Source organism: Pseudomonas sp. RIT-PI-AD, from assembly GCF_025642785.1.
Classification (GTDB): Bacteria; Pseudomonadota; Gammaproteobacteria; order Pseudomonadales; family Pseudomonadaceae; genus Pseudomonas_T.
In genome coordinates this window covers 82,425-102,039 of record NZ_JANZKU010000009.1, presented here as the reverse complement: position 1 = coordinate 102,039, position 19,615 = coordinate 82,425, and the positions used below count along the sequence as shown (strand labels likewise).

8 protein-coding genes are annotated in these 19,615 nt (G+C 67.0%); 6 read left to right on the top strand and 2 right to left on the bottom strand.

Annotation, left to right across the window (positions count from 1 at the left end):
* The first annotated feature begins 79 nt into the window (after nt 1–79).
* Both OGL92_RS10350 and OGL92_RS10345 read left to right on the top strand, forming a co-directional pair.
* Nucleotides 80–10,393 (top strand): non-ribosomal peptide synthetase, encoded by a 10,314-nt coding sequence (locus OGL92_RS10350; RefSeq protein ID WP_263143473.1) that lies wholly within the window; start codon nt 80–82, stop codon nt 10,391–10,393.
* Nucleotides 10,390–13,611 carry an amino acid adenylation domain-containing protein gene (locus OGL92_RS10345; protein WP_263143470.1) on the top strand — a complete coding sequence of 1,074 codons (3,222 nt, stop codon included), beginning with the start codon at nt 10,390–10,392 and terminating at the stop codon, nt 13,609–13,611. The genes OGL92_RS10350 and OGL92_RS10345 overlap by 4 nt, the downstream gene beginning before the upstream one ends.
* Nucleotides 13,612–14,065: 454 nt before the next feature.
* Here OGL92_RS10345 and OGL92_RS10340 read toward each other — a convergent pair whose 3' ends face one another.
* A complete protein-coding gene (locus OGL92_RS10340) occupies nt 14,066–14,974 on the bottom strand; it encodes a LysR substrate-binding domain-containing protein (protein WP_263143468.1) in 909 nt (302 codons plus the stop codon).
* A gap of 175 nt (nt 14,975–15,149) precedes the next feature.
* Here OGL92_RS10340 and OGL92_RS10335 point away from each other — a divergent pair, with 175 nt between their 5' ends.
* Together OGL92_RS10335 and OGL92_RS10330 are read left to right on the top strand one after the other, a co-directional pair.
* Entirely contained in the window at nt 15,150–15,656 is a 507-nt protein-coding gene (locus OGL92_RS10335) for a DUF1993 domain-containing protein (RefSeq protein WP_263143466.1), read from the top strand.
* A 147-nt stretch (nt 15,657–15,803) separates the two neighbouring features.
* Nucleotides 15,804–16,412, top strand: a complete 609-nt coding sequence (locus OGL92_RS10330) for an NAD(P)H-dependent oxidoreductase (RefSeq protein WP_263143465.1) — start codon at nt 15,804–15,806, stop codon at nt 16,410–16,412.
* A 191-nt stretch (nt 16,413–16,603) separates the two neighbouring features.
* Here OGL92_RS10330 and OGL92_RS10325 read toward each other — a convergent pair whose 3' ends face one another.
* Entirely contained in the window at nt 16,604–18,193 is a 1,590-nt protein-coding gene (locus OGL92_RS10325) for an ABC-F family ATPase (protein ID WP_263143464.1), read from the bottom strand.
* Between the two features lie 504 nt (nt 18,194–18,697).
* Here OGL92_RS10325 and gvpU point away from each other — a divergent pair.
* Together gvpU and OGL92_RS10315 are read left to right on the top strand one after the other, a co-directional pair.
* The gene (gene gvpU / locus OGL92_RS10320; RefSeq protein WP_263143463.1) at nt 18,698–19,099 is read left to right on the top strand and encodes a gas vesicle accessory protein GvpU; all 402 of its coding nucleotides are present in this window, start codon (nt 18,698–18,700) and stop codon (nt 19,097–19,099) included.
* Nucleotides 19,100–19,300: 201 nt separating this feature from the next.
* Entirely contained in the window at nt 19,301–19,594 is a 294-nt protein-coding gene (locus OGL92_RS10315; RefSeq protein ID WP_263143462.1) for a hypothetical protein, read from the top strand.
* The last annotated feature ends 21 nt before the right edge of the window (nt 19,595–19,615 follow it).

Here is a 19,615-nt window from a genome sequence, read left to right as displayed (position 1 = left end):
GACCGTGCGGCTGCTTCGTTCAACTGGATATGGCGGGGAAGCGAAGGCTTTCCACTGACTTGGCCGGATGGACTGATAGATGAATGCAGAAGACGCACTGAACCTGGCCCGGCGTTTTATCGGGCTGCCGGCCGACAAGCGCAAGCTGTTCCTCGGTGTTCTCGACCGCGAGGGCGTGGATTTTTCCCTGCTGCCGATTCCGGCGGACGTCGAGGCGCCCGAGCGCGAAGCGCTTTCCTATGCCCAGCAGCGCATGTGGTTCCTCTGGAAGCTCGACCCCGACAGCGGCGCCTACAACCTGCCCAGCGCGGTCCGCCTGCACGGCGCCCTGGATACCGAGGCGCTCATTCGCGCCTTCGCCGCGCTGGTGGAACGCCACCAGGTGTTGCGTACCGGTTTCGTCGAAGAGAACGGGCGGGTTCGCCAACAGGTTCGCCCGGCCTTCGTTCCCCAGGTGCGCCGCGAGGATCTGAGCGGATTCGACGAGGCGCGACAGGCGCTACGCATCGATCAGGCGATCGAGGCGGAAGCGCAGACGCCCTTCGACCTGGTGGCCGGCCCCCTGCTGCGGATCGGCCTGTTGCGCCTGGCCGAGCGGGAGCACGTGCTGTTGCTGACCTTGCACCACATCGTCGCCGACGGCTGGTCGATGACGGTGTTGATCGACGAGTTCACCCGCCTGTACGACGCGTTCGCCCTGGGCGAGGCCCCCGCCCTGAACCCGCTGCCCATCCAGTACGGCGACTATGCCCTGTGGCAACGCTGCTGGCTGGAGGCCGGCGAATTGCAGCGCCAATTGGACTACTGGCAGGCCCGCCTGGGCGACGAGCACCCGGTGCTGGAGCTGCCGCTGGATCACCCGCGCCCGGCCCAGCCGTCGCACCGCGGCGCGCGCCTCGAGTTCGCCCTCGACGGCGCCTGGGTCGAGCGCCTGCGCGGCTTCGCGCGGCAGCATAACGTCACCCTGTTCATGCTCTTGCTGGGCGCTTTCAAGCTGGTCCTGCAGCGCCACTCCGGCCAGTCCGATATCCGCGTGGGCGTGCCCATCGCCAACCGCAACCGCGGCGAGATCGAAGGGTTGATCGGCTTCTTCGTCAACACCCAGGTCCTGCGCACAGCCATCGATCCGAACCTCGGCGTCGACGCCTTTCTGCAGGGAATCCGCGAGACCGCGCTCGGCGCCCAGAGCCACCAGGACTTGCCCTTCGAGCAACTGGTGGAAGCCCTCAAGCTGGAGCGCAACCTCAGCCACACCCCCTTGTTCCAGGTGATGTACAACCACCAGCCGAACGTGGTCGCCCTCGACAGCCTCGCCACGCGCAGCGGGCTGCGCCTGGAAACCCTGGAATGGGAGAAGCGGGTCACGCCATTCGATCTCAGCCTGGACACCCACGAGCGTGACGGGGAACTCCACGCCGCCTTCACCTATGCCCGCGACCTGTTCGAGCCCGCGAGCATCGAGCGCCTGGCGGGCCATTGGCAGAACCTGTTGCAGGCGATGCTGGAACGGCCCCAGGCGCGCATCGGCGAATTGTCGATGCTGGGCGAGGAGGAGCGGGATCGCATTCTCCGGCAATGGAACCTGAGCGAGGCGTTACCGCCGCCCGGTACGCTGGCCGGCGCGTTCGAAGCCCAGGTCAAGCGCACGCCGGAGGCGCTGGCGCTGATCGACGGCGAACGATGCCACACCTATGCCGCGTTGAACGAAAAGGCCAATCGTCTCGCCCATTGCCTGCGCGAGTGGGGCGTGAGGCCGGGCGTATTGGTGGGCGTCGCCCTGCCGCGCCGGGTGGAGCTTCCGGTCGCCCTGCTGGCGATCCTCAAGGCGGGTGGCGCCTACGTCCCCCTGGATCCCGGCTATCCCCGCGAGCGCCTCGCCTACATGCTCGCCGACAGCGGCGCGCGGGTGGTACTGAGCCACAGCGACCTGCAGGTCGAGCTGCCGGTCCCGGACGGCACGCGGACCCTGTTCATCGACCGCGAACAGGATTGGCTGACGCGCCAGCCGAGCCATGATCCGGCGCCTCTCGCGCAACCCGAGGACCTGGCCTACCTGATCTACACCTCGGGCTCCACCGGCCAGCCCAAAGGCGTGGCGATCGAGCAGCGCAATGCCACCGCGCTCATCGACTGGTCCTTGCGCCACTACAGCCGCGAGGACCTGTGCGGGGTCCTGGCATCCACCTCGGTGTGCTTCGACCTGTCGGTCTGGGAGTTCTTCGTCACCCTGAGCGCCGGCGGTTTCCTGGTGCTGGCGGAAAACGCGCTGGCCCTGCCGGAGCTGCCGGCCCGCGACCGGGTGCGCCTGATCAACACGGTGCCCTCGGCCATCGCCGCACTGCTGCGCGCCGACGCGATTCCCGCCAGCGTGCGCATCATCAACCTCGCCGGCGAGGCGCTGAAGCAGCGTTTGGTCGACGCGCTCTATCGGCTGCCTGGCCTGGCGCGGGTCCACGACCTCTACGGGCCTTCCGAAGACACCACCTATTCCACCTTCGCGCTGCGCCGGGCCGGTGGCCAGTCGAACATCGGGCGGCCGCTGGACGGCACCCGTAGCTACATCCTCGACGCCCGGGGGCAGCCGCTGCCGGTCGGCGTGACCGGCGAGCTGTACCTGGCGGGCGCGGGCACCGCGCGTGGCTACCTGCATCGCCCGGCCCTGACCGCGGAGAAATTCCTGCCCGATCCCTTCTCGGCGGACGGCGGCCGCCTGTACCGCACCGGCGATCTGGCGCGTTACCGCGAAGACGGCAGCATCGACTATGTCGGCCGCCTCGATCACCAGGTCAAGGTGCGCGGATTCCGCATCGAACTGGGTGAGATCGAAGCGCGCCTGCTGGCCCACCCGGCGGTCCGCGAGGCGGTGGTGATGGCGCGGGACGGCCTGCAAGGCCAGCAGTTGATCGCCTATGCCGGGGTGGGCGACGCCGACCCCGAGGCGCTGCGGGTGACGCTGCGCGAACACATGCAGGCGACGCTGCCGGACTACATGGTACCGGCCCACCTGCTGCTGTTGCCCCAGTTACCGCTGACTCCCAACGGCAAACTGGACCGCAAGGCCTTGCCGACGCTCGACAGCGAAACGCTCCAGGCGGGGTTCGTCGCACCCGCCGCCGGCCTGGAGAGCCAACTGGCGACCCTCTGGCAAGAGGTCCTGGGGCTCGCGCAGGTCGGGCGCGACGACAACTTCTTCGAGCTCGGCGGCGACTCCATCGTGTCCTTGCAGATCGTCAGCCGCGCGCGCCAGGGCGGCATCCGGATCACCCCGAAGGACCTGTTCCAACACCAGACGATCGCGCGCCTGGCGGCGGTCGCGGCGGAAGGACGCGGCCCGCTGGCGGAACAGGGCAGGGTGCGGGGCGAGTCGCCCCTGACGCCGATCCAGGCGTGGTTCTTCGAGGCGGCCATCCCGGCGCCCCATCATTGGAACCAGTCGGTATTGCTGCGTAGCCGCGAGCTCCTCGACGCGGCCTGGCTGCGGCGGGCGCTGGAGGCCCTGGTGCAGCAGCATGACGCGCTGCGGCTGAGCTTCGTCGCCGGCGAGCAGGGCGTTAGGGCCAGCCACCGCGACGACCCGAGCGACGGCGCGCAGCTGCTATGGCTGCGCACCGCGGAGGACGCCGCCGAAATGACTGCGGTATGCGACGCGGCCCAGGCCAGCCTCGACCTGGAACGGGGCCCGCTGCTGCGCGCGGTGCTGATCGAGACCACCGATGGCCAGCGTCTGCTGCTGGCGATCCATCACCTGGTGGTGGACGGCGTGTCCTGGCGAATCCTGCTGGAAGACCTGCAAAGCGCCTACCTCCAGGCGCGCGAAGGGCAGCAACCGCGCTTTCCGGCCAAGAGCAGTTCGTTCAAGGCCTGGGCGGAGCGTCTGCAAGACTATGCCCGCGCGCCCTCGCTACGCGCGGAGCTGGACTATTGGCATGACCAGGCCGCTGGCGATCTGCCCGAATTGCCCCGCGACAACCCGGCCGGCAGCCTGAGCAATGCCTACTTGCGACGCCTGAGCCTGCGATTGGATCGGGAACAGACCGAGCGCCTGCTGAAGCAGGCCGGCGCCAGCTATCGCACCCAGATCAACGACCTGTTGCTGACCGCTTTGGCGCGGGTGCTCTGTCGCTGGAGCGGCGCTCCCGCCGTGCGCGTGCAATTGGAGGGACACGGGCGCGAAGACCTGTTCGACGAGCTCGACCTGACCCGCACGGTCGGCTGGTTCACCAGCCTGTTCCCGTTGCGCCTGACGCCGACGGAGGATCTGGACGGCTCGATCAAGGCGATCAAGGAACAACTGCGCGGCGTGCCCGATAAAGGGCTCGGGTATGGCGTGCTGCGCTACCTGGCGGCGCAACCGCTACGCGAAGCGCTGGCCGCGTTGCCCCCCGCGCGCGTCACCTTCAACTACCTGGGGCAGTTCGACGGCAGTTTCGAAGAGACGGCGCTGTTGCGTCCGTCCGGAGAGAGCAGTGGCGCGGGACAGAGTGCGGCGGCCAGCCTGGGCAACTGGCTGAGCGTCGACGGCCAGGTATTCGACGGCAGGTTGAGCCTGGACTGGTCGTTCAGCGCCGACGTCTATCGCGATGAAACCATCCAGCAGTTGCTGGACGACTATCGGCGCGAACTCCTGGCCCTGATCGAGCACTGCACCAACGGCCTGCACCAGGGTGTGACCCCCTCCGATTTCCCCTTGGCGGGCCTTACCCAGGCGCAGCTCGATGGGTTGCGCCTGGTGCCGGCGGACGTCGCGGATATCTACCCGTTGTCGCCGATGCAGCAGGGCATGCTGTTCCACAGCCTCTACGAACCCGGCGCGGCCGCCTATGTGAATCAGCTGCGGGTGGATGTCCAGGGCCTCGATCTGGAGCGCTTCCGCAACGCCTGGCAGGCCACCCTGGATGCTCACGATGTGCTGCGCAGCGGTTTCGTCTTGCAGGAGGCGGGCCGGCAGCCGTTGCAGATCGTCCACCGCCGGGTGGCGGTGCCCTTCGTCGAGCTGGACTGGCGCGAACGCGCGGATGCGCCGACCGCCCTCGAAGCCCTGGCGGAGGACGACCGCCTGCGGGGTTTCGAACTGGCCCGGGCCCCCTTGATGCGCCTGACCCTGGTACGCCTGGAAGACGACCGCCACCACCTGATCCACACCAGCCATCACATCCTGATGGACGGCTGGAGCAACGCTCGCCTGCTCGGGGAAATGCTCGGCCGCTATGCGGGTGAGACCCTTCCGTCGGCGAGTGGCGGTTACCGCCAGTACATCCAGTGGCTGCAAGGCAAGGACCCGGCGGCGGCCGAAGCCTTCTGGCGCGCGCAACTGGTTGACCTGGAAGGGCCGACCCTCCTGGCCGCCGCGCTGCCGCGAGCGGTGCCCTTGGAGCCGGGCTACGGCGAGTTCGATCAACGCCTGGACGAGGCCGCCACCGCGCGCCTCGGCGATTTCGCGCGGCGCCACAAGGTCACGCTCAATACCCTGGTACAGGCGGCCTGGCTGCTGCTGTTGCAGCGCTATACCGGCCAGCGGCGGGTCTCCGTGGGGACCACGGTGGCGGGACGGCCCGCCGAGTTGCCGGGTATCGAGCAGCAGGTCGGGTTGTTCATCAACACCTTGCCGCTGATCGCCGAGCCACCGCTCGAACGCTCGGTGGCCGACTGGGTCCAGGACGTCCAGGCGCTGAACCTCGCCTTGCGCGAGTACGAGCACACGCCGCTCTACGATATCCAGCACTGGGCGGGGCGCGCCGGCGAGGCCTTGTTCGACAGCATCCTGGTATTCGAGAACTTCCCCGTCGCCCAGAGCCTGCGCGCGGGTCAGTCCAGCGGGCTGGCGTTCTCGGCCGTGGAGAACCATGAGCGCACCCACTATCCGCTGGCGCTCACCCTGAACGCCGGGCAGCACCTGTCGCTGAGCTACGGGTATCAGCGCGAGCACTTCAGCGACGGGCAGATTCAGCGTATCGCCGGTCACCTGCTGCATCTGCTGGAGCGCTTCGTCGCCTCCCCGCAACTCGCCTTGGGTCGACTGGCCCTGCCGACGCCGGACGAATCGCACCAACTCCTGAACGTCTGGAATCCCGGCGAGCCGGAGAGGGCGCCACTCCTTTGCGTCCAGCACTCGATCGAGCGCCAGGCGGCCGCGGCGCCCGAGCGGATCGCCCTGATCATGGACGAGCGCCAATTGAGCTATGGCGAGTTGAATCGCCAGTCCAACCGCCTCGCCCATCGCCTGATCGAGCAGGGCGTGGGCCCGGACGTGCCGGTGGGCGTTGCCCTGGAGCGTTCCCTGGAGATGATCGTCGGGCTGCTGGCGGTCCTCAAGGCGGGAGGCGCCTACGTACCCCTCGATCCCCAGTATCCGGCGCAACGGCTCGGCTGGATGATCGAAGACAGCGGCCTGCGCCTGCTGCTGACCCATTCGGCTGTCTTGGACAGCCTGCCGATCCCTGAACAGGTGCGGGCCCTCTGCATCGACCGGGAGGTGCCGGCCCCGGTCGAGGCGGCGGAACACGATCCTTGCAGCCGGGCCCGTCCGGAGAACCTCGCCTACATCATGTTCACCTCGGGCTCCACCGGGCGCCCGAAGGGGGTGGCCATCAGCCACGGAGCGTTGTCCCGGCATACCGAGGTGGCGACGGCGCTGTTCGACTTGCAGGCGAACGACCGGGTCTTGCAGTTCAGCACCTTCAACTTCGACGCCTTCGTCGAACAGCTGTATCCGGCCCTTACCCAGGGCGCGTCTGTGGTAGTGCGTGGCCGCGAGTTGTGGGACAGCGAGACCTTCCACCGGCAGGTGATCGAGCAGGGCATCAGTGTGGTGGACCTGCCCACGGCCTACTGGTACATGCTCGCACGCGACTTCGCCGCCGCGCCCCGCGACCTTGGCCGTTTGCGCCAAGTGCACATAGGCGGCGAGGCCATGCCGCCCGAGGGCCTGTCGGCCTGGAAAGCGGCCGGGCTCGAGCGGGTGCGCCTGATCAACACCTACGGGCCGACCGAGGCCACGGTGAGCGCGACCGCCCTGGATTGCGCCGATTACCTGAACGGGCGCCAGGCGGTGCCCCTGGTCATGCCGATCGGCCGGGCGCTGGGCGGACGCCGCCTGTACCTGCTGGATACCAGCCTGAACCCGGCACCGGTGGGGGTTACCGGCGAGCTGATGATCGGCGGCGAGTTGCTCGCCCGCGGCTACCTGGGCAAGGCCGCGCTGACCGCCGAACGCTTCGTGCCCGATCCCTTCGCCGAGCGTCCTGGCAGTCGGCTCTATCGCACCGGCGACCTGACCCGTCATCGCGAGGACGGCGTGATCGACTACGTCGGCCGGGCCGACCATCAGGTGAAGATCCGTGGATTCCGGATCGAACTGGGTGAAATCGAGGCCCGCCTGCTGGCCCACCCGCAGGTGAGCGAAGCGGTGGTGTTGGTTCTGGACGAGCAGGGCGATAAACGCATCCTGGCCTACTGGGTGCCCGTCGGTGCGCTACCAGAGGGCGCGGCGGCGGAACGCCTGCAGGCCGAGTTGCGCGATCACCTGAAGAACCAACTGCCCGACTACATGCTGCCAGGCCAGTGGGTCATGCTCGCCGAGCTCCCCCTGAGCCCCAACGGCAAGCTCGATCGCCGGGCATTGCCCGTGCCCGACAGGCACGGCGTCGAGGGCGCCCACCGGGTGCCCGAAACCCCGCTGCAACGGCAGTTGGCACGGATCTGGGCACAGGTCCTGGGCGCCGAGTCGATCGGCCTGGATGACAATTTCTTCGAGCGTGGCGGGCATTCGTTGCTGGCGACCCGGGTGACGTCCTGCGCGCGCGCCGAAGGCCTGGAGAGCCTGCAACTGCGTGACCTCTTCGAATGCCCGAACCTGGCCGCCCTCGCGGAACGCCTGGAAGCCCGGGGCGCTGCGACGCCTACCGCGACTCGACTGCCCGCCCTGGAAGCGCAACCCAGGCGCGCGCCCTTGCCGCTGTCCCTGGCGCAGCAGCGCCTGTGGCTGGTGGACCGGATAGCGGCGGGCGGAACGGCGTACAACATGCCGGCGGCCCTGAGCGTGCGGGGCCCCTTGTCGCGCCCGGTGCTGGCGCAAGCGTTCGACCTGCTGCTGCAACGGCACGAGATCCTGCGGACCAGCTACCACCAGGACGAGGAGGGCAACCCCTTGGCGCGGGTCGGCGATTCCGTCGAGTTGCCCATCGGGTTCGACGACCTGTCCGGGCTGGAGCCCGCCGCGCGGGAGCGGGCGCGGATCGACTGGCTGCGCCGCTGCGCCGAGGAAGCCATCGATATCGAACGGGCACCCTTGCTGCGCGTCCATCTGCTCAAGCTGGCCGAGGATGAGCACCAGGTGTTCTTCGCCATGCACCACATCATCTCCGATGGCTGGTCCATGGGGGTGCTGGTGAAGGAGCTGCTCGCGTTCTACCGGGCCTGCGCCGAGGATTCGCCTGCCGGTTTGCCCGCCCTGCCGCTGCAATACCTGGATTACGCCCTCTGGCAGCAGCGCTTGCGGGAGGAGGGTTGGTTGCAGAAGGACGTGGAGTACTGGCAGCTCGCCTTGCGAGACGCGCCGCCGCGCATGCGCCTGCCGACCGATCATCCACGGCCGCAGCAACCGACGCTGGACGGTGAGAGCCTGGAGTTCCGCCTCGAGGCGTCCCTGTACGAACCGCTCAAGGCGCTGGCCAGGCAACTCGATACCACGCCCTACGTATTGCTGCTGGCCGCATTCCAAGTGGTCCTGCACCGCACCTGCGGCGTCGACGACCTGGTCGTCGGCACGGACGTCGCCGGCCGGCAGCGGCAGGCGCTGGAAGGCCTCATCGGCTTCTTCGTCAACGTACTGCCGATGCGTTCGCGCTTCGACCCGCGTCAAGGGTTCGAGGATTACCTGGCTCAGGTCCGGGCCACCGCGCTGAACGCCTACGAGCATCAGGAATTGCCGTTGGATCTGATCGTCGAGGCCTGCGCCGTAGAGCGTTTCAAGGGGATCAACCCCCTGGTGCAGGTGCTGTTCGTGATGAACAACACGCCGACGGCCAGCCTGCAGGTCGACGGCTTGCGCCTGGAGCCCTTGCCCCTAGAAGAGCGCCATTCGAAGTTCGAAATGGGCCTGTTCGTCGAAGAGATCGGAAATAGCCTGGTTTGCAATTGGTCCTACGCCGTCGCGCTGTTCAGGCGCGAGCGCATCGAGCAACTGATGCAAAGCTGGATCGGCATCCTCGAGCAGGCCCTGCGGAACCGGCACACATCGCTGGGAGAATTCGTCATGTCCGTCGCACCCGAAACATCCGTCCCGCCGCGGGCGGCAAGCAAGAAGTTCGACAAGCTGGACCGCTTCCTGAAGAAAGGCGCAACGGCCGCGCCGGCGACCCTGCCCGCGGTGCGTTTCTCTGCATTGCGCGAGGGGCAGGTCTTCCCGCTGCTGGCCGAACCGGCCGACGGCGACCTGGACGTCGTCGAGTGGATCGGGCAGAACCGTGGCCTGCTGGAGGAAAAGCTTGCCACCCACGCCTGCATCCTGTTCCGCGGTTTCGGCCTGACCGGCATCGAGGAATTCGAACGGTTCGCCGAGGCGGTACAGCCCGGTCTCTATGGCCGCTACGGCGACCTGCCGAAGAAAGAGGGCGGAAAGAACACCTACCGCTCCACCCCCTATCCGGAACAGAAGATGATCCTGTTCCATAACGAGAGCTCCCACCAGGACCGCTGGCCGCGCAAACAGATGTTCTATTGCGAACAGCCGTCGCCGATCGGCGGCGCGACGCCCATCGTCGACTGCCGGGAAATGTGCGAACGCCTGCCCGCTGACCTGTTGCGGACGTTCGAGAGCAAGGGGTTGCTCTACGTGCGCACCTTCACCGAGAAGCTCGACGTTTCCTGGCAGCATTTCTTCAAGACCGACAGCCGGGAGGAGGTGGAGGCCCGTTGCCGCGCCGCCGGCATCGACTGGCGCTGGCTGGACAACGACGAGTTGCAGACCCGCACCCGTTGCCCGGCGGTCATCAGCCATCCGCTGACCGGGGCGCGCTCGTTCTTCAATCAGGTGCAACTGCACCACATCCATTGTCTCGACCCCGATGTCCGCGACGACCTGATCGCGCTGTTCGGCATCGACAACATGCCACGCCACGTCTACTACGGCGACGGCACGCCGATACCGGACGAGGTCATGGAAACCATCGGCCGCCTCTACGAAGACTGCGCGGTTCGCTTCGACTGGCAGAAGGGCGATGTGGTGCTGCTGGACAACATGCTCGCCGCCCACGCCCGCGATCCGTTCCAGGGCCCGCGCAAGATCGTCGTGGCGATGGGGGATATGTTCGATCGCAGCGCGCTGGAGCAGCCTTCCGCCAGCGACGAGGAACCCCTGGCGGATCGCGTACTGGAAGAGGAGGTCGGCTCGTGAACCCGTCGGACCTGGAGCTTCATGAAACCGGCTCGGCCCTGAGTCCCGAGCAGCAGGCGTGCCTGGCCCAGGAGCCGGGCACGACTCGCCCGGCCCTCGCCGTGGTGATCCGCCTGGACGGCACTCTGGACGTTGCGCGCCTGCAAGAGGCCCTGGCACGGGTGCTGGAGAGCCAGCGAGTACTCGGCAGTCGCTTCTTCCGCGTTCCCACCTACCGTGGGCTGCGCCAGGCGAGCCGTCTCGAGAGCCGTCCATGGCCGTTGGACATACAGGATTGGCGCGGTCAGCCCGACGCCTGGCAGGCGTTCCTCAATAAAGTCGAAACCCAACGGAGAGCCGGTTTCGCCGTCGACGGCGAATGGCTGGCGCGCGCCTGCCTGGGACGGGTGTCGGACGATCGCCATGGCTTCGCCCTGGTGGTAGCTGACTTGATCAGCGATCGTGGCGGCTTGCAGGCCTTCCTGGCGGCCCTGCGCGATGCCTATGAACAGGATGGCGCGGCGGAGGCCGAGGAAGAGGCACCGCAGTACGCCCACTACGTCGAGTGGCGGGCGGAGATGGCCCAGGACGAAGAAGCCCGTGCCGGTCGCGATTATTGGCAGGCCCACTTGGCGGATTCGGCCCCGCAACCGCCCCACCTGCCATACCGGAAGGCGAGTGCCCGTGGTACGGCGGCCTTCGCCTGCCTGTCCATGGCCGTGGACGACGCCCTGGCCGACGCGCTGCGCAACTGCACCGGTGGCATCGGCAAGCCGCTGTCGCTGATCCTGCAAGGCGCCTGGTGGGTCTTGCTGGGCCGGATCGCCGGGCAATCCGCGCTACGGGTGGGCTGGCGCCACGACTGCCGCCGTGACTACGAGTATTTCGCCGGCAGCCTGGGCCTGTTCGAGAAAAGCCTGCCGCTGACCCTGGGACTGCCTTCGGAACAAGGATTCCGTGACTGGCTCGAGAGCCTCGAACAGTGCCTGGAAAACCATTCCACCTGGCAGGAGCACTGGGCGGTGGAAGCGCCGCCGAGCGACGACCATCTGCGCTGTGGGTTCGTCCTGGAAGCATGCCCGTCCGGGGAGACCGTCCGAGGAGTGTCCTGGAGCGCCGTGGCTTGCGAAGGCGGGGAGGCTCCTTTCGAACTGGCGTTGCGGGTCGAGGACGTCGCGGATCGGGCGGAACGCCTGGTGGTGCGCTACGACGTCCGTCGGTACGACGCTGCCGCGATGCAGGTGCTGCTCGACCAGTACCGGACCCTCCTGCTCGGCCTCGCCGGGCAGGCCGACGCCTCCCTGGCCGAGCTGAATCTGATCGGCCCCGCGGAGCGGGCACGGGCGCAGCGCCTGGAGGGACGCGAAACGCCGCTTTCCGGACCGGCCTTGCCCGAACGCATCGCCGCCTGGGCGCGCCAACATCCGCAGCGTCTCGCGCTGTCCGATGGCAATGAGCGGCTCGACTACGCCGGGCTGGACGAACGGGTCGAGGTCCTGGCGCGCCGCCTGCGCCACCGAGGCATCGCCCCTGGCAGCGTGGTCGCCCTGGTGCTGCCGCGCTCGGTGAGCCTGGTGGTCGCGTTGCTGGCGGTGTGGCGCGCCGGCGCGGCCTGGGTTCCGCTCGATCCGCAATGGCCCGATGCGCGCAAGCACTTGGTGATCGAGGCGGCGGGCGCGAGCCTGACGCTGAGCGACTCGGTTGCCTGGCCGGGCCCGGCCGACGACCGTCTGATGCGCCTCGACGAACCGGTGGACGCCGCCGCGCTCTCGGCTTGCTCGTTCGAGGCGACCGACCTCGAGCAGCCGGCCTACCTGCTCTTCACGTCGGGCACCACAGGCGTGCCCAAGGGCGTGGTGATCGAGCACCGGCAATTGCTCAACTATGTGCAGGCGTCCCACGCGGGTCTGGCCCTGGCCGACTGCCAGGCGTTCGCCATGACCTCCACCGTCGCCGCCGACCTGGGGCACACCACCCTGTTCGGCGCCTTGTTCGGCGGTGCCCACCTGCACATCGCCAGCGAGGAGGACGTACGGGACGCCAGCTGTTTCGCCCGCTTCCTCGAAACGCATGCCATCGATTGCCTGAAGATGGTGCCGTCCCACCTCGCCGCCTTGCTCGACGGCGAGAGCGCTCGCCTGCCGGCCACGTTGATCCTGGGCGGGGAAGCGATTCCCGTCGGCCTGCTGGAAACGGTCTTCCGGCTCGCGCCGGATTGCCGGGTGTTCAACCACTACGGCCCCACCGAAACCACCGTGGGGGTGCTGTTCCATCCCTTGCGGAGCGCCGGGCCGGCCCAGGAAGCCGTTCCCCTGAGCCAGGCATTCGACAATTGCCGGATACGCCTACTGGACGCCCAGGGAAACCTGACGCCCAGCGGCGCCTTGGGCGAAGTGTGCATCGGCGGGCAGCAGCTGTTCCGCGGCTACCTGCGGGAGACCGGTGCGGAGGTCTTCGTCGAAGATCCGCTACGCCCCGGCGAGCGGCTCTACCGTTCCGGCGACCTGGGCCGATACTTGCCCGAGGGAACCTTGCTGCTTTGCGGGCGGAAGGACCATCAGGTCAAGATCCGCGGGTTCCGCATCGAGCTGGCGGAGGTCGAGCAGACGTTGCTGGCCGGTCCGGACGTCGCCCAGGCGGCGGTCCGCACCTGGCAACCCGGCGAGGTCGGCGATCTGCAACTGATCGGCTACGTGCAACTGCGCGCCGCGCCGCCCGACGCTGATACGCCAAGCCGCCTGGAACGGCTGCGCCAGGCACTGGCGGAGCGCCTGCCCGCTGCCCTGTTGCCGTCGCAGCTGTTCGCCCTGGCGCAGATGCCGCGGCTGGCCAACGGCAAGATCGACCGTCAGGGCCTGCCGGACCCCGAGTCGCTGATGGCGGCGGTCGAATACGTGGCGCCGCGCGATGCGCTGGAAACTCTGCTCGCCGAAGGCATGGCGCAACTGCTGGGCGTCGAGCGGGTGGGTATCCAGCAGGACTTCTTCGCGCTGGGCGGCCACTCCTTGCTGGTCATCAAGCTGGTGTCCGGGCTGCGCAAGCAGTTGCAGCTGGAGGTTCATCCCGGCGTGGTCTTCGACCATCCCAGTGTGGCGCACCTGGCGGCGGCGCTGAGGGCTGGCGAGGCGACGCCGGGCGCCTTGGAGCGCGTCGCGCAGATGCGGCTGAAACTGAACAGTTTGACGCCTGAACAACGGGAAGCCCTGTTGGCGAAGACCCGGCAGGGGGTGGATGCCTGACGGTCCTCGCCGGTCGCCGGTCGCGGGTCGGGCGATCGGCGTAACCCCGTTGCCACGGCCGACTGGCCGGAAGCCGATGGCGAGCCTTGCCGGCGAGGGCTGTTCGTCAGGTTCGTCTCCGCTCCACGCATCGTTCGCAGATCAGCGATGGATTCATCTCTGAAGCGAACTTATTCCTGTCGGGGCCGGTCATTTACCTGAGCCGGTTTTACCGGCTCGCCCCGGCCCCCTGCGTTTCAGTCGCCGCTGCCGCAGTGGGGCCGGTTTCATTTCCCCGCTCGACCCTGAACGAACGATAGACACGACCTGCCTGGGCGCTGCCTTGAAGAGCAGGGCGGCGAAATCGATTCGCCACGACGCACTTTTCCTGGCCGTAAACGTGAAGTCCGGACCGCCTCCGAGGCAGCATCGCGGGAGGCCCGGCCACTGCGAGGGCAGGCCTCGCGGATCGCACTCAGAGCGATGGCTCGCTTTCGCTGCCGAAGGTTTCGCTGAGGTGTTCGATCCAGGCCCGTACCGCGGGCAGCATGCCTCGGCGATGGGTGTACACCGCGCGCAAGTGTTCGTCCGGCAGGTGCCACTCCGGCAGCAGCCGAACCAGCTGGCCGCTGGCCAATTCCTCCCGGCAATACATCAAGGGCAGCATGCTGACGCCCAAGCCGCCGAGCGCCGCCGCCTTGCGCACGGAAAAGTCCTCGATCCCCAGGCGCGCCTCCAACGTGACTTCCCGGCGGTTGCCCTGGGCGTCGTGCAAGCGGAAATGTACCTTTCGATCCGCGCCCAGCGCACCCAGCGCCGGCAGCCGCTCCAGGTCTTCGGGCGTCGTCACGGCGATGCCGGCGAGCAGCGCCGGCGCGGCGACGATGAACGCCTGGGCCGGATGCAGTTTGCGGGTGATCAGGCTGGGGTCTTCATCCGTCTCGTTGCGCACGCGCAGCGCGACGTCCACCCCTTCGTTGAGCATGTCCACCCGTTGATTGGTCAGCAGGATGTCCAGGCTGACCTGGGGGTAGCGTTGCAGGAAGTCGATGATCACCCCGGGTAGCCGGTCGTGGGCCAGTTGCACGGGGCTGGATACGCGAATCCGTCCTCTGGGCTCGCTGGTCAGCGACGCCACCGCCTCTTCGGCCTGTTCCGCCTCCAGCAGCATCGCCTGGCAATGGCGCAGGTAACGCTCGCCGACGTCGGTCAGGGCCAGCTTGCGCGTGGTGCGCTGGAGCAGGCGCACGCCCAGGCGTTCCTCCAGGTCGGCGATCCGCCGAGACAGGCGCGACTTGGGTATCCCCAGCGCGCGTCCGGCCGCGGCGAAGCCGCCGGATTCCACCACCTTGGCGAAATAATAGAGGTCGTTGAGGTCGTGCATGAGGGGTTCCAGGCGCGGGGCGAGGGGGCAGCCTAACCCTTCCGCGACACGACGCGAAGAGCGCCGCGCCCAGCCCCAGGCGCCTCGAGGGCGCACGAGCGATGAATCATCGGCGAGAACCGGTGGCAGCGGCTAGTCTGTGCGCTCGGATCCATTCCTTGTTCTGGAGAACAGCATGTCCCTGTCGATGTACCAAGCGTCCATTCCGGTCTTCCTGCGCATGTTCGACAACCTGTCGGCGATCCTCGCCAAGGCGCAAGCCCATGCCACGGCGAAGAAAATCGACCTGGCGGTGTTGGCCAACGCGCGTCTCGCGCCGGATATGCTGCCGCTGATCCGCCAGGTGCAGATCGCCACCGATGGCGCCAAGGGTTGCGCCGCGCGCCTGGCCGGGGTCGAGGTGCCGAGCTATGCCGACAACGAGACCACGTTCGACGAGTTGCAGGCCCGTATCGCCAGGACCCAGGATTTCCTGCGCGGCTTCCAGGCGGCGCAGGTCGAGGGCAGCGAAACCCGGACCATCCACCTCAGCTTTCCCGGCCGCAGCCTGACGTTGACCGGGCAGGACTACCTGTTGAATTTCGTGCTACCCAACTTCTATTTCCACCTCACCACCGCCTACGCCATCCTGCGGCATAACGGCGTGGAGATCGGCAAGATGGATTTCCTCGGCGACGTCTGATTCGCGCTTGCCGCGGAAAAATATCTCAGCCGCAGCGTCCCATGGATAGGACGCTGCGTCACAAGCCGTCGGGCTAATCGGTCATTGGTTTCATGGGTAGGATGACCCTCATTCCTCGCCACCGGCGAACATCGACAGGAGCCTTCCATGAAACTTTTGCATCTCGATTCCAGCATCCTCGGCGAAGCCTCTGCGTCCCGGCAGCTCGGCCAAGCCCTGGTGAAGAGCTGGCAATCCGCCGAGCCCGGCCTCGAGGTGACCTATCGCGACCTGGCCGGCGATGCGCTGAATCACTTTTCCGCATCGAGCCTGGCTGCCGCGGCCACCCCCGCCGAGTTGCGCGATGCCTTGCAGGAAGCCGAGGCCGCCTTGGGCGAGGCCGTCCTGGAGGAATTTCTCGCCGCGGACGTCATCGTCATCGACGCGCCCATGTACAACTTCGGCATCTCCAGCCAACTGAAGGCCTGGATCGATCGCATCTGCGTCGCCGGCAGGACGTTCCGCTATACGGAGAGCGGCCCGGAAGGGCTGGCGGTGGGCAAGAAGGCGGTGATCGTATCCACCGCCGGTGGCGTGCATGCGGGCCAACCGAGCGGCATCGCCCATGAGGATTACTTGAAACTCGTCCTCGGTTTCCTCGGCATCCGGGACATCGAGATCGTCCGCGCCGAAGGGCTCGCCTACGGGGATGCGCCGCGCGCCGCAGCCCTGGCCGGCGCCCAGGCGCAGATCGACCAGCGCTTCATCGCGGCCTGACAGTCGGCCGCCGGGCCGCCGGGCCGGCGTCGAGGCCGAAGAGTCGCTCGGGCACGCGTGGCCGATCCTCCTGGGCCCGTTTGCCTGGCTCGACTGCGGTCGAGCCATCAGGCGGCTTCGAACCTGGAACCCGCCCCATGAAAAAGCCCCGCTCTGGCGGGGCTTTTTCATGGGTGACGTACCGAGGCGATCTAGACGATGACGCCCTGGCTGCGCAGGTAGTCGTCGTAGGTGCCGCTGAAGTCGGTCATGCCATCTTCCGAAAGCTCGATGATTCGCGTGGCCAGGGAGCCGACGAACTCGCGGTCGTGACTGACGAAGATCAGCGTGCCCGGGTAGTTCTCCAGGGCCAGGTTCAGCGCTTCGATGGACTCCATGTCCAAGTGGTTGGTCGGTTCGTCCATCACCAGCACGTTGGGGCGGCGCAGGATCAGCTTGCCGAACAGCATGCGGCCCTGTTCGCCACCGGAAATCACCTTCACCGACTTCTGGATGTCGTCGTTGGAGAACAGCATGCGGCCGAGGGTGCCGCGCACGAGTTGCTCGCCGCCCTGGGTCCACTGGCCCATCCAGTCGAACAGGGTCACGTCGTCCGCGAAATCGTCGGCGTGGTCTTGGGCGAAATAGCCGACGTCGGCGCTTTCGGTCCATTTCACCTCGCCGGACAGGGGCGCCATCTCACCGACCAGGGTGCGCAGCAGCGTGGTCTTGCCGATGCCGTTCGGGCCGATGATGGCGACCCGCTCGCCGGCCTCGATCTGCAATCCGAGATTCTTGAACAGCACGCTGCCGTCGTACCCCTGGCTGACCTTCTCCAGGGTGACCGCCTGGCGGTGGAGCTTCTTGTGCTGTTCGAAGCGAATGAACGGGCTGACGCGGCTGGACGGCTTGACCTCGGCGAGCTGGATCTTGTCGATCTGCTTGGCCCGGGAGGTCGCCTGCTTGGCCTTGGAGGCGTTGGCGGAAAAGCGGCTGACGAAGGTTTGCAGCTCGGCGATCTGCGCTTTCTTCTTGGCGTTGTCCGACAGCAATTGCTCGCGGGCCTGGGTGGCGGCGGTCATGTACTCGTCGTAGTTGCCGGGGAACAGGCGCAATTCGCCATAGTCCAGGTCGGCCATGTGGGTGCAGACGCTGTTGAGGAAGTGACGGTCGTGGGAAATGATGATCATGGTGCTGTTGCGCGCGGTGAGCACGCCTTCCAGCCAGCGGATGGTGTTGATGTCCAGGTGGTTGGTCGGCTCGTCGAGCAGCAGCACTTCCGGGTCGGAGAACAGCGCCTGGGCCAGCAGCACGCGCAATTTCCAGCCCGGGGCGACCGCGCTCATCGGACCGAAGTGCTGGTCCAGCGGGATGCCCAGGCCGAGCAGCAGTTCGCCGGCGCGGGATTCGGCGGTGTAGCCGTCGTACTCGGCGAATTCGACCTCCAGCTCGGCCACCTTCATGCCGTCGTCCTCGCTCATCTCCGGCAGCGAGTAGATGCGGTCGCGCTCGGCCTTCACCGCCCAGAGCTCGGTATGGCCCATGATCACCGTGTCGATCACGCTGAAATCTTCGTAGGCGAACTGGTCCTGGCGCAACTTGCCGAGGCGTACGTTCGGTTCGAGCATCACCTGCCCGGCGGACGGCTCGAGCTCGCCTCCGAGGATTTTCATGAAGGTCGACTTGCCGCAGCCGTTGGCGCCGATCAGGCCATAGCGGTTGCCATTGCCGAACTTGACGGACACATTCTCGAACAGGGGCTTGGCCCCGAACTGCATGGTGATATTTGCGGTGGAGATCAAAGGGCTTACCTATCAATAACTTACGATTGGGCGTTGTCTGCTGGGGAGCGCCTGGGGCGGCCTCGGCTTTCCAGTCGCTCCAATCGCAATTGGAGTCGAGCCGACGCGCATAGGTCGACAGCAGCATGGGCGTGGCCAATGCTGCTGAGCGCTAGGCGCGGGGTCGTACCGGACATTGGCGCGCATTGTCGCATAGCTGTGCCGGCAGTTGTATGGAAGCGATGCCCGGCCACCGGCCGAGGCGACAGTCCTCCGCATCGAGGCGGGCCGCGAAAGTCGGCACTATCCGAAGAATGATCGGTCACTTTCTTTGAGCGCTTACCAACCCCGCGTCGAGTGCAGGGAGACCAAGGGGCGCGGGCCCCTTGCCGCTATCGGCGGGCAGGAGGCTGTAGTACCTTGGTTTCCGCAGTTCCCCCTTGGCTACTAAGGATTGAACGCATGGACCCGAACCAAGAGACTCAGGATTCTTTTCCCGCCTGGTATGAAGAAACCCGGAAAGCCTTGAGCGACCCCGCCCAGTTGAATCTGATCTGGCATGGCCGGCAGACCGACTGGTTGTTGCAGCGCCTGGTGCAGATGGTCAACAACACCGAATTGGAATTCGGCATCACCCTCACGGTGGGCGCCGGGCTGGTGTCGGGTCAGTTGATCAGCGGCAAGCAGTATTTCAAGACGATTTCCCAGGCGTTCGCCGGCGCTTCGCCCGACGAGACCGAGGAAATTCGCTCCGCCTTCAATTCGCTGTGGCTGGACGAGGACGAAGAGGGTTCGCCACCCGTGCAGTTCGTCCACCTGAAGAACGCCCGCTTCTTCATTTCCGGCAGCCTGGCGCCCCACGGCGTGTTGTGGCGCGGCACCATCGCCTCGATCAGCGGCTTCAATCTCGGCGAATTGAGCGACTGATCCTGCGTTCGACGGACCCGGCGCAACGCCGGGTCCTTTCAGGCGCCGCTCGTTGTTCGTGCCGCCGTAGGCCCGTTTCGTATATCTCCGTTTGCCCTGCCTCGCGCGATGGCCGGTCGCTAGCCTCGCGGCGCCGGGCGCAGGTGCGGGCTATATTCGAGCGAGCGGTAGAAAAAACCTACCGGTAATCAGGAGAGCACTATGCAATGGAAAAACCAGGCCCTCGTGGCGCTGACCGCATTCGCCTTGAGCGCAGGTTCCGCGCTGGCCGCAGAGGGCGAATTGAAGGAGTTGCACAAGGAAGAACACAAGGTCGAGCATGGCGTGGACTCGGCGGGCAAGAGTGTCGACCACGACGTCAAGCATGACGAGACCCTTATCGATCACGGTGTGAAGCACGATGCCGATGAAGTGGATCACGGTGCGAAGCACGACGATCGCGAGGTGAAGAAAGCCGAACACCACGACGACAAGGAGCTGAAGAAGCTCGAGTGACCCGCGAAAGGGGAGCCGTGC

Bases quoted from the DNA above. Each gene is read 5' to 3' on its own strand.
- OGL92_RS10335 (WP_263143466.1), top strand. From the start codon at position 15,150: ATGTCCCTGTCGATGTACCAAGCGTCCATTCCGGTCTTCCTGCGCATG.
- OGL92_RS10340 (WP_263143468.1), bottom strand. From the start codon at position 14,974: ATGCACGACCTCAACGACCTCTATTATTTCGCCAAGGTGGTGGAATCC.
- OGL92_RS10330 (WP_263143465.1), top strand. From the start codon at position 15,804: ATGAAACTTTTGCATCTCGATTCCAGCATCCTCGGCGAAGCCTCTGCG.
- OGL92_RS10315 (WP_263143462.1), top strand. From the start codon at position 19,301: ATGCAATGGAAAAACCAGGCCCTCGTGGCGCTGACCGCATTCGCCTTG.
- OGL92_RS10350 (WP_263143473.1), top strand. From the start codon at position 80: ATGAATGCAGAAGACGCACTGAACCTGGCCCGGCGTTTTATCGGGCTG.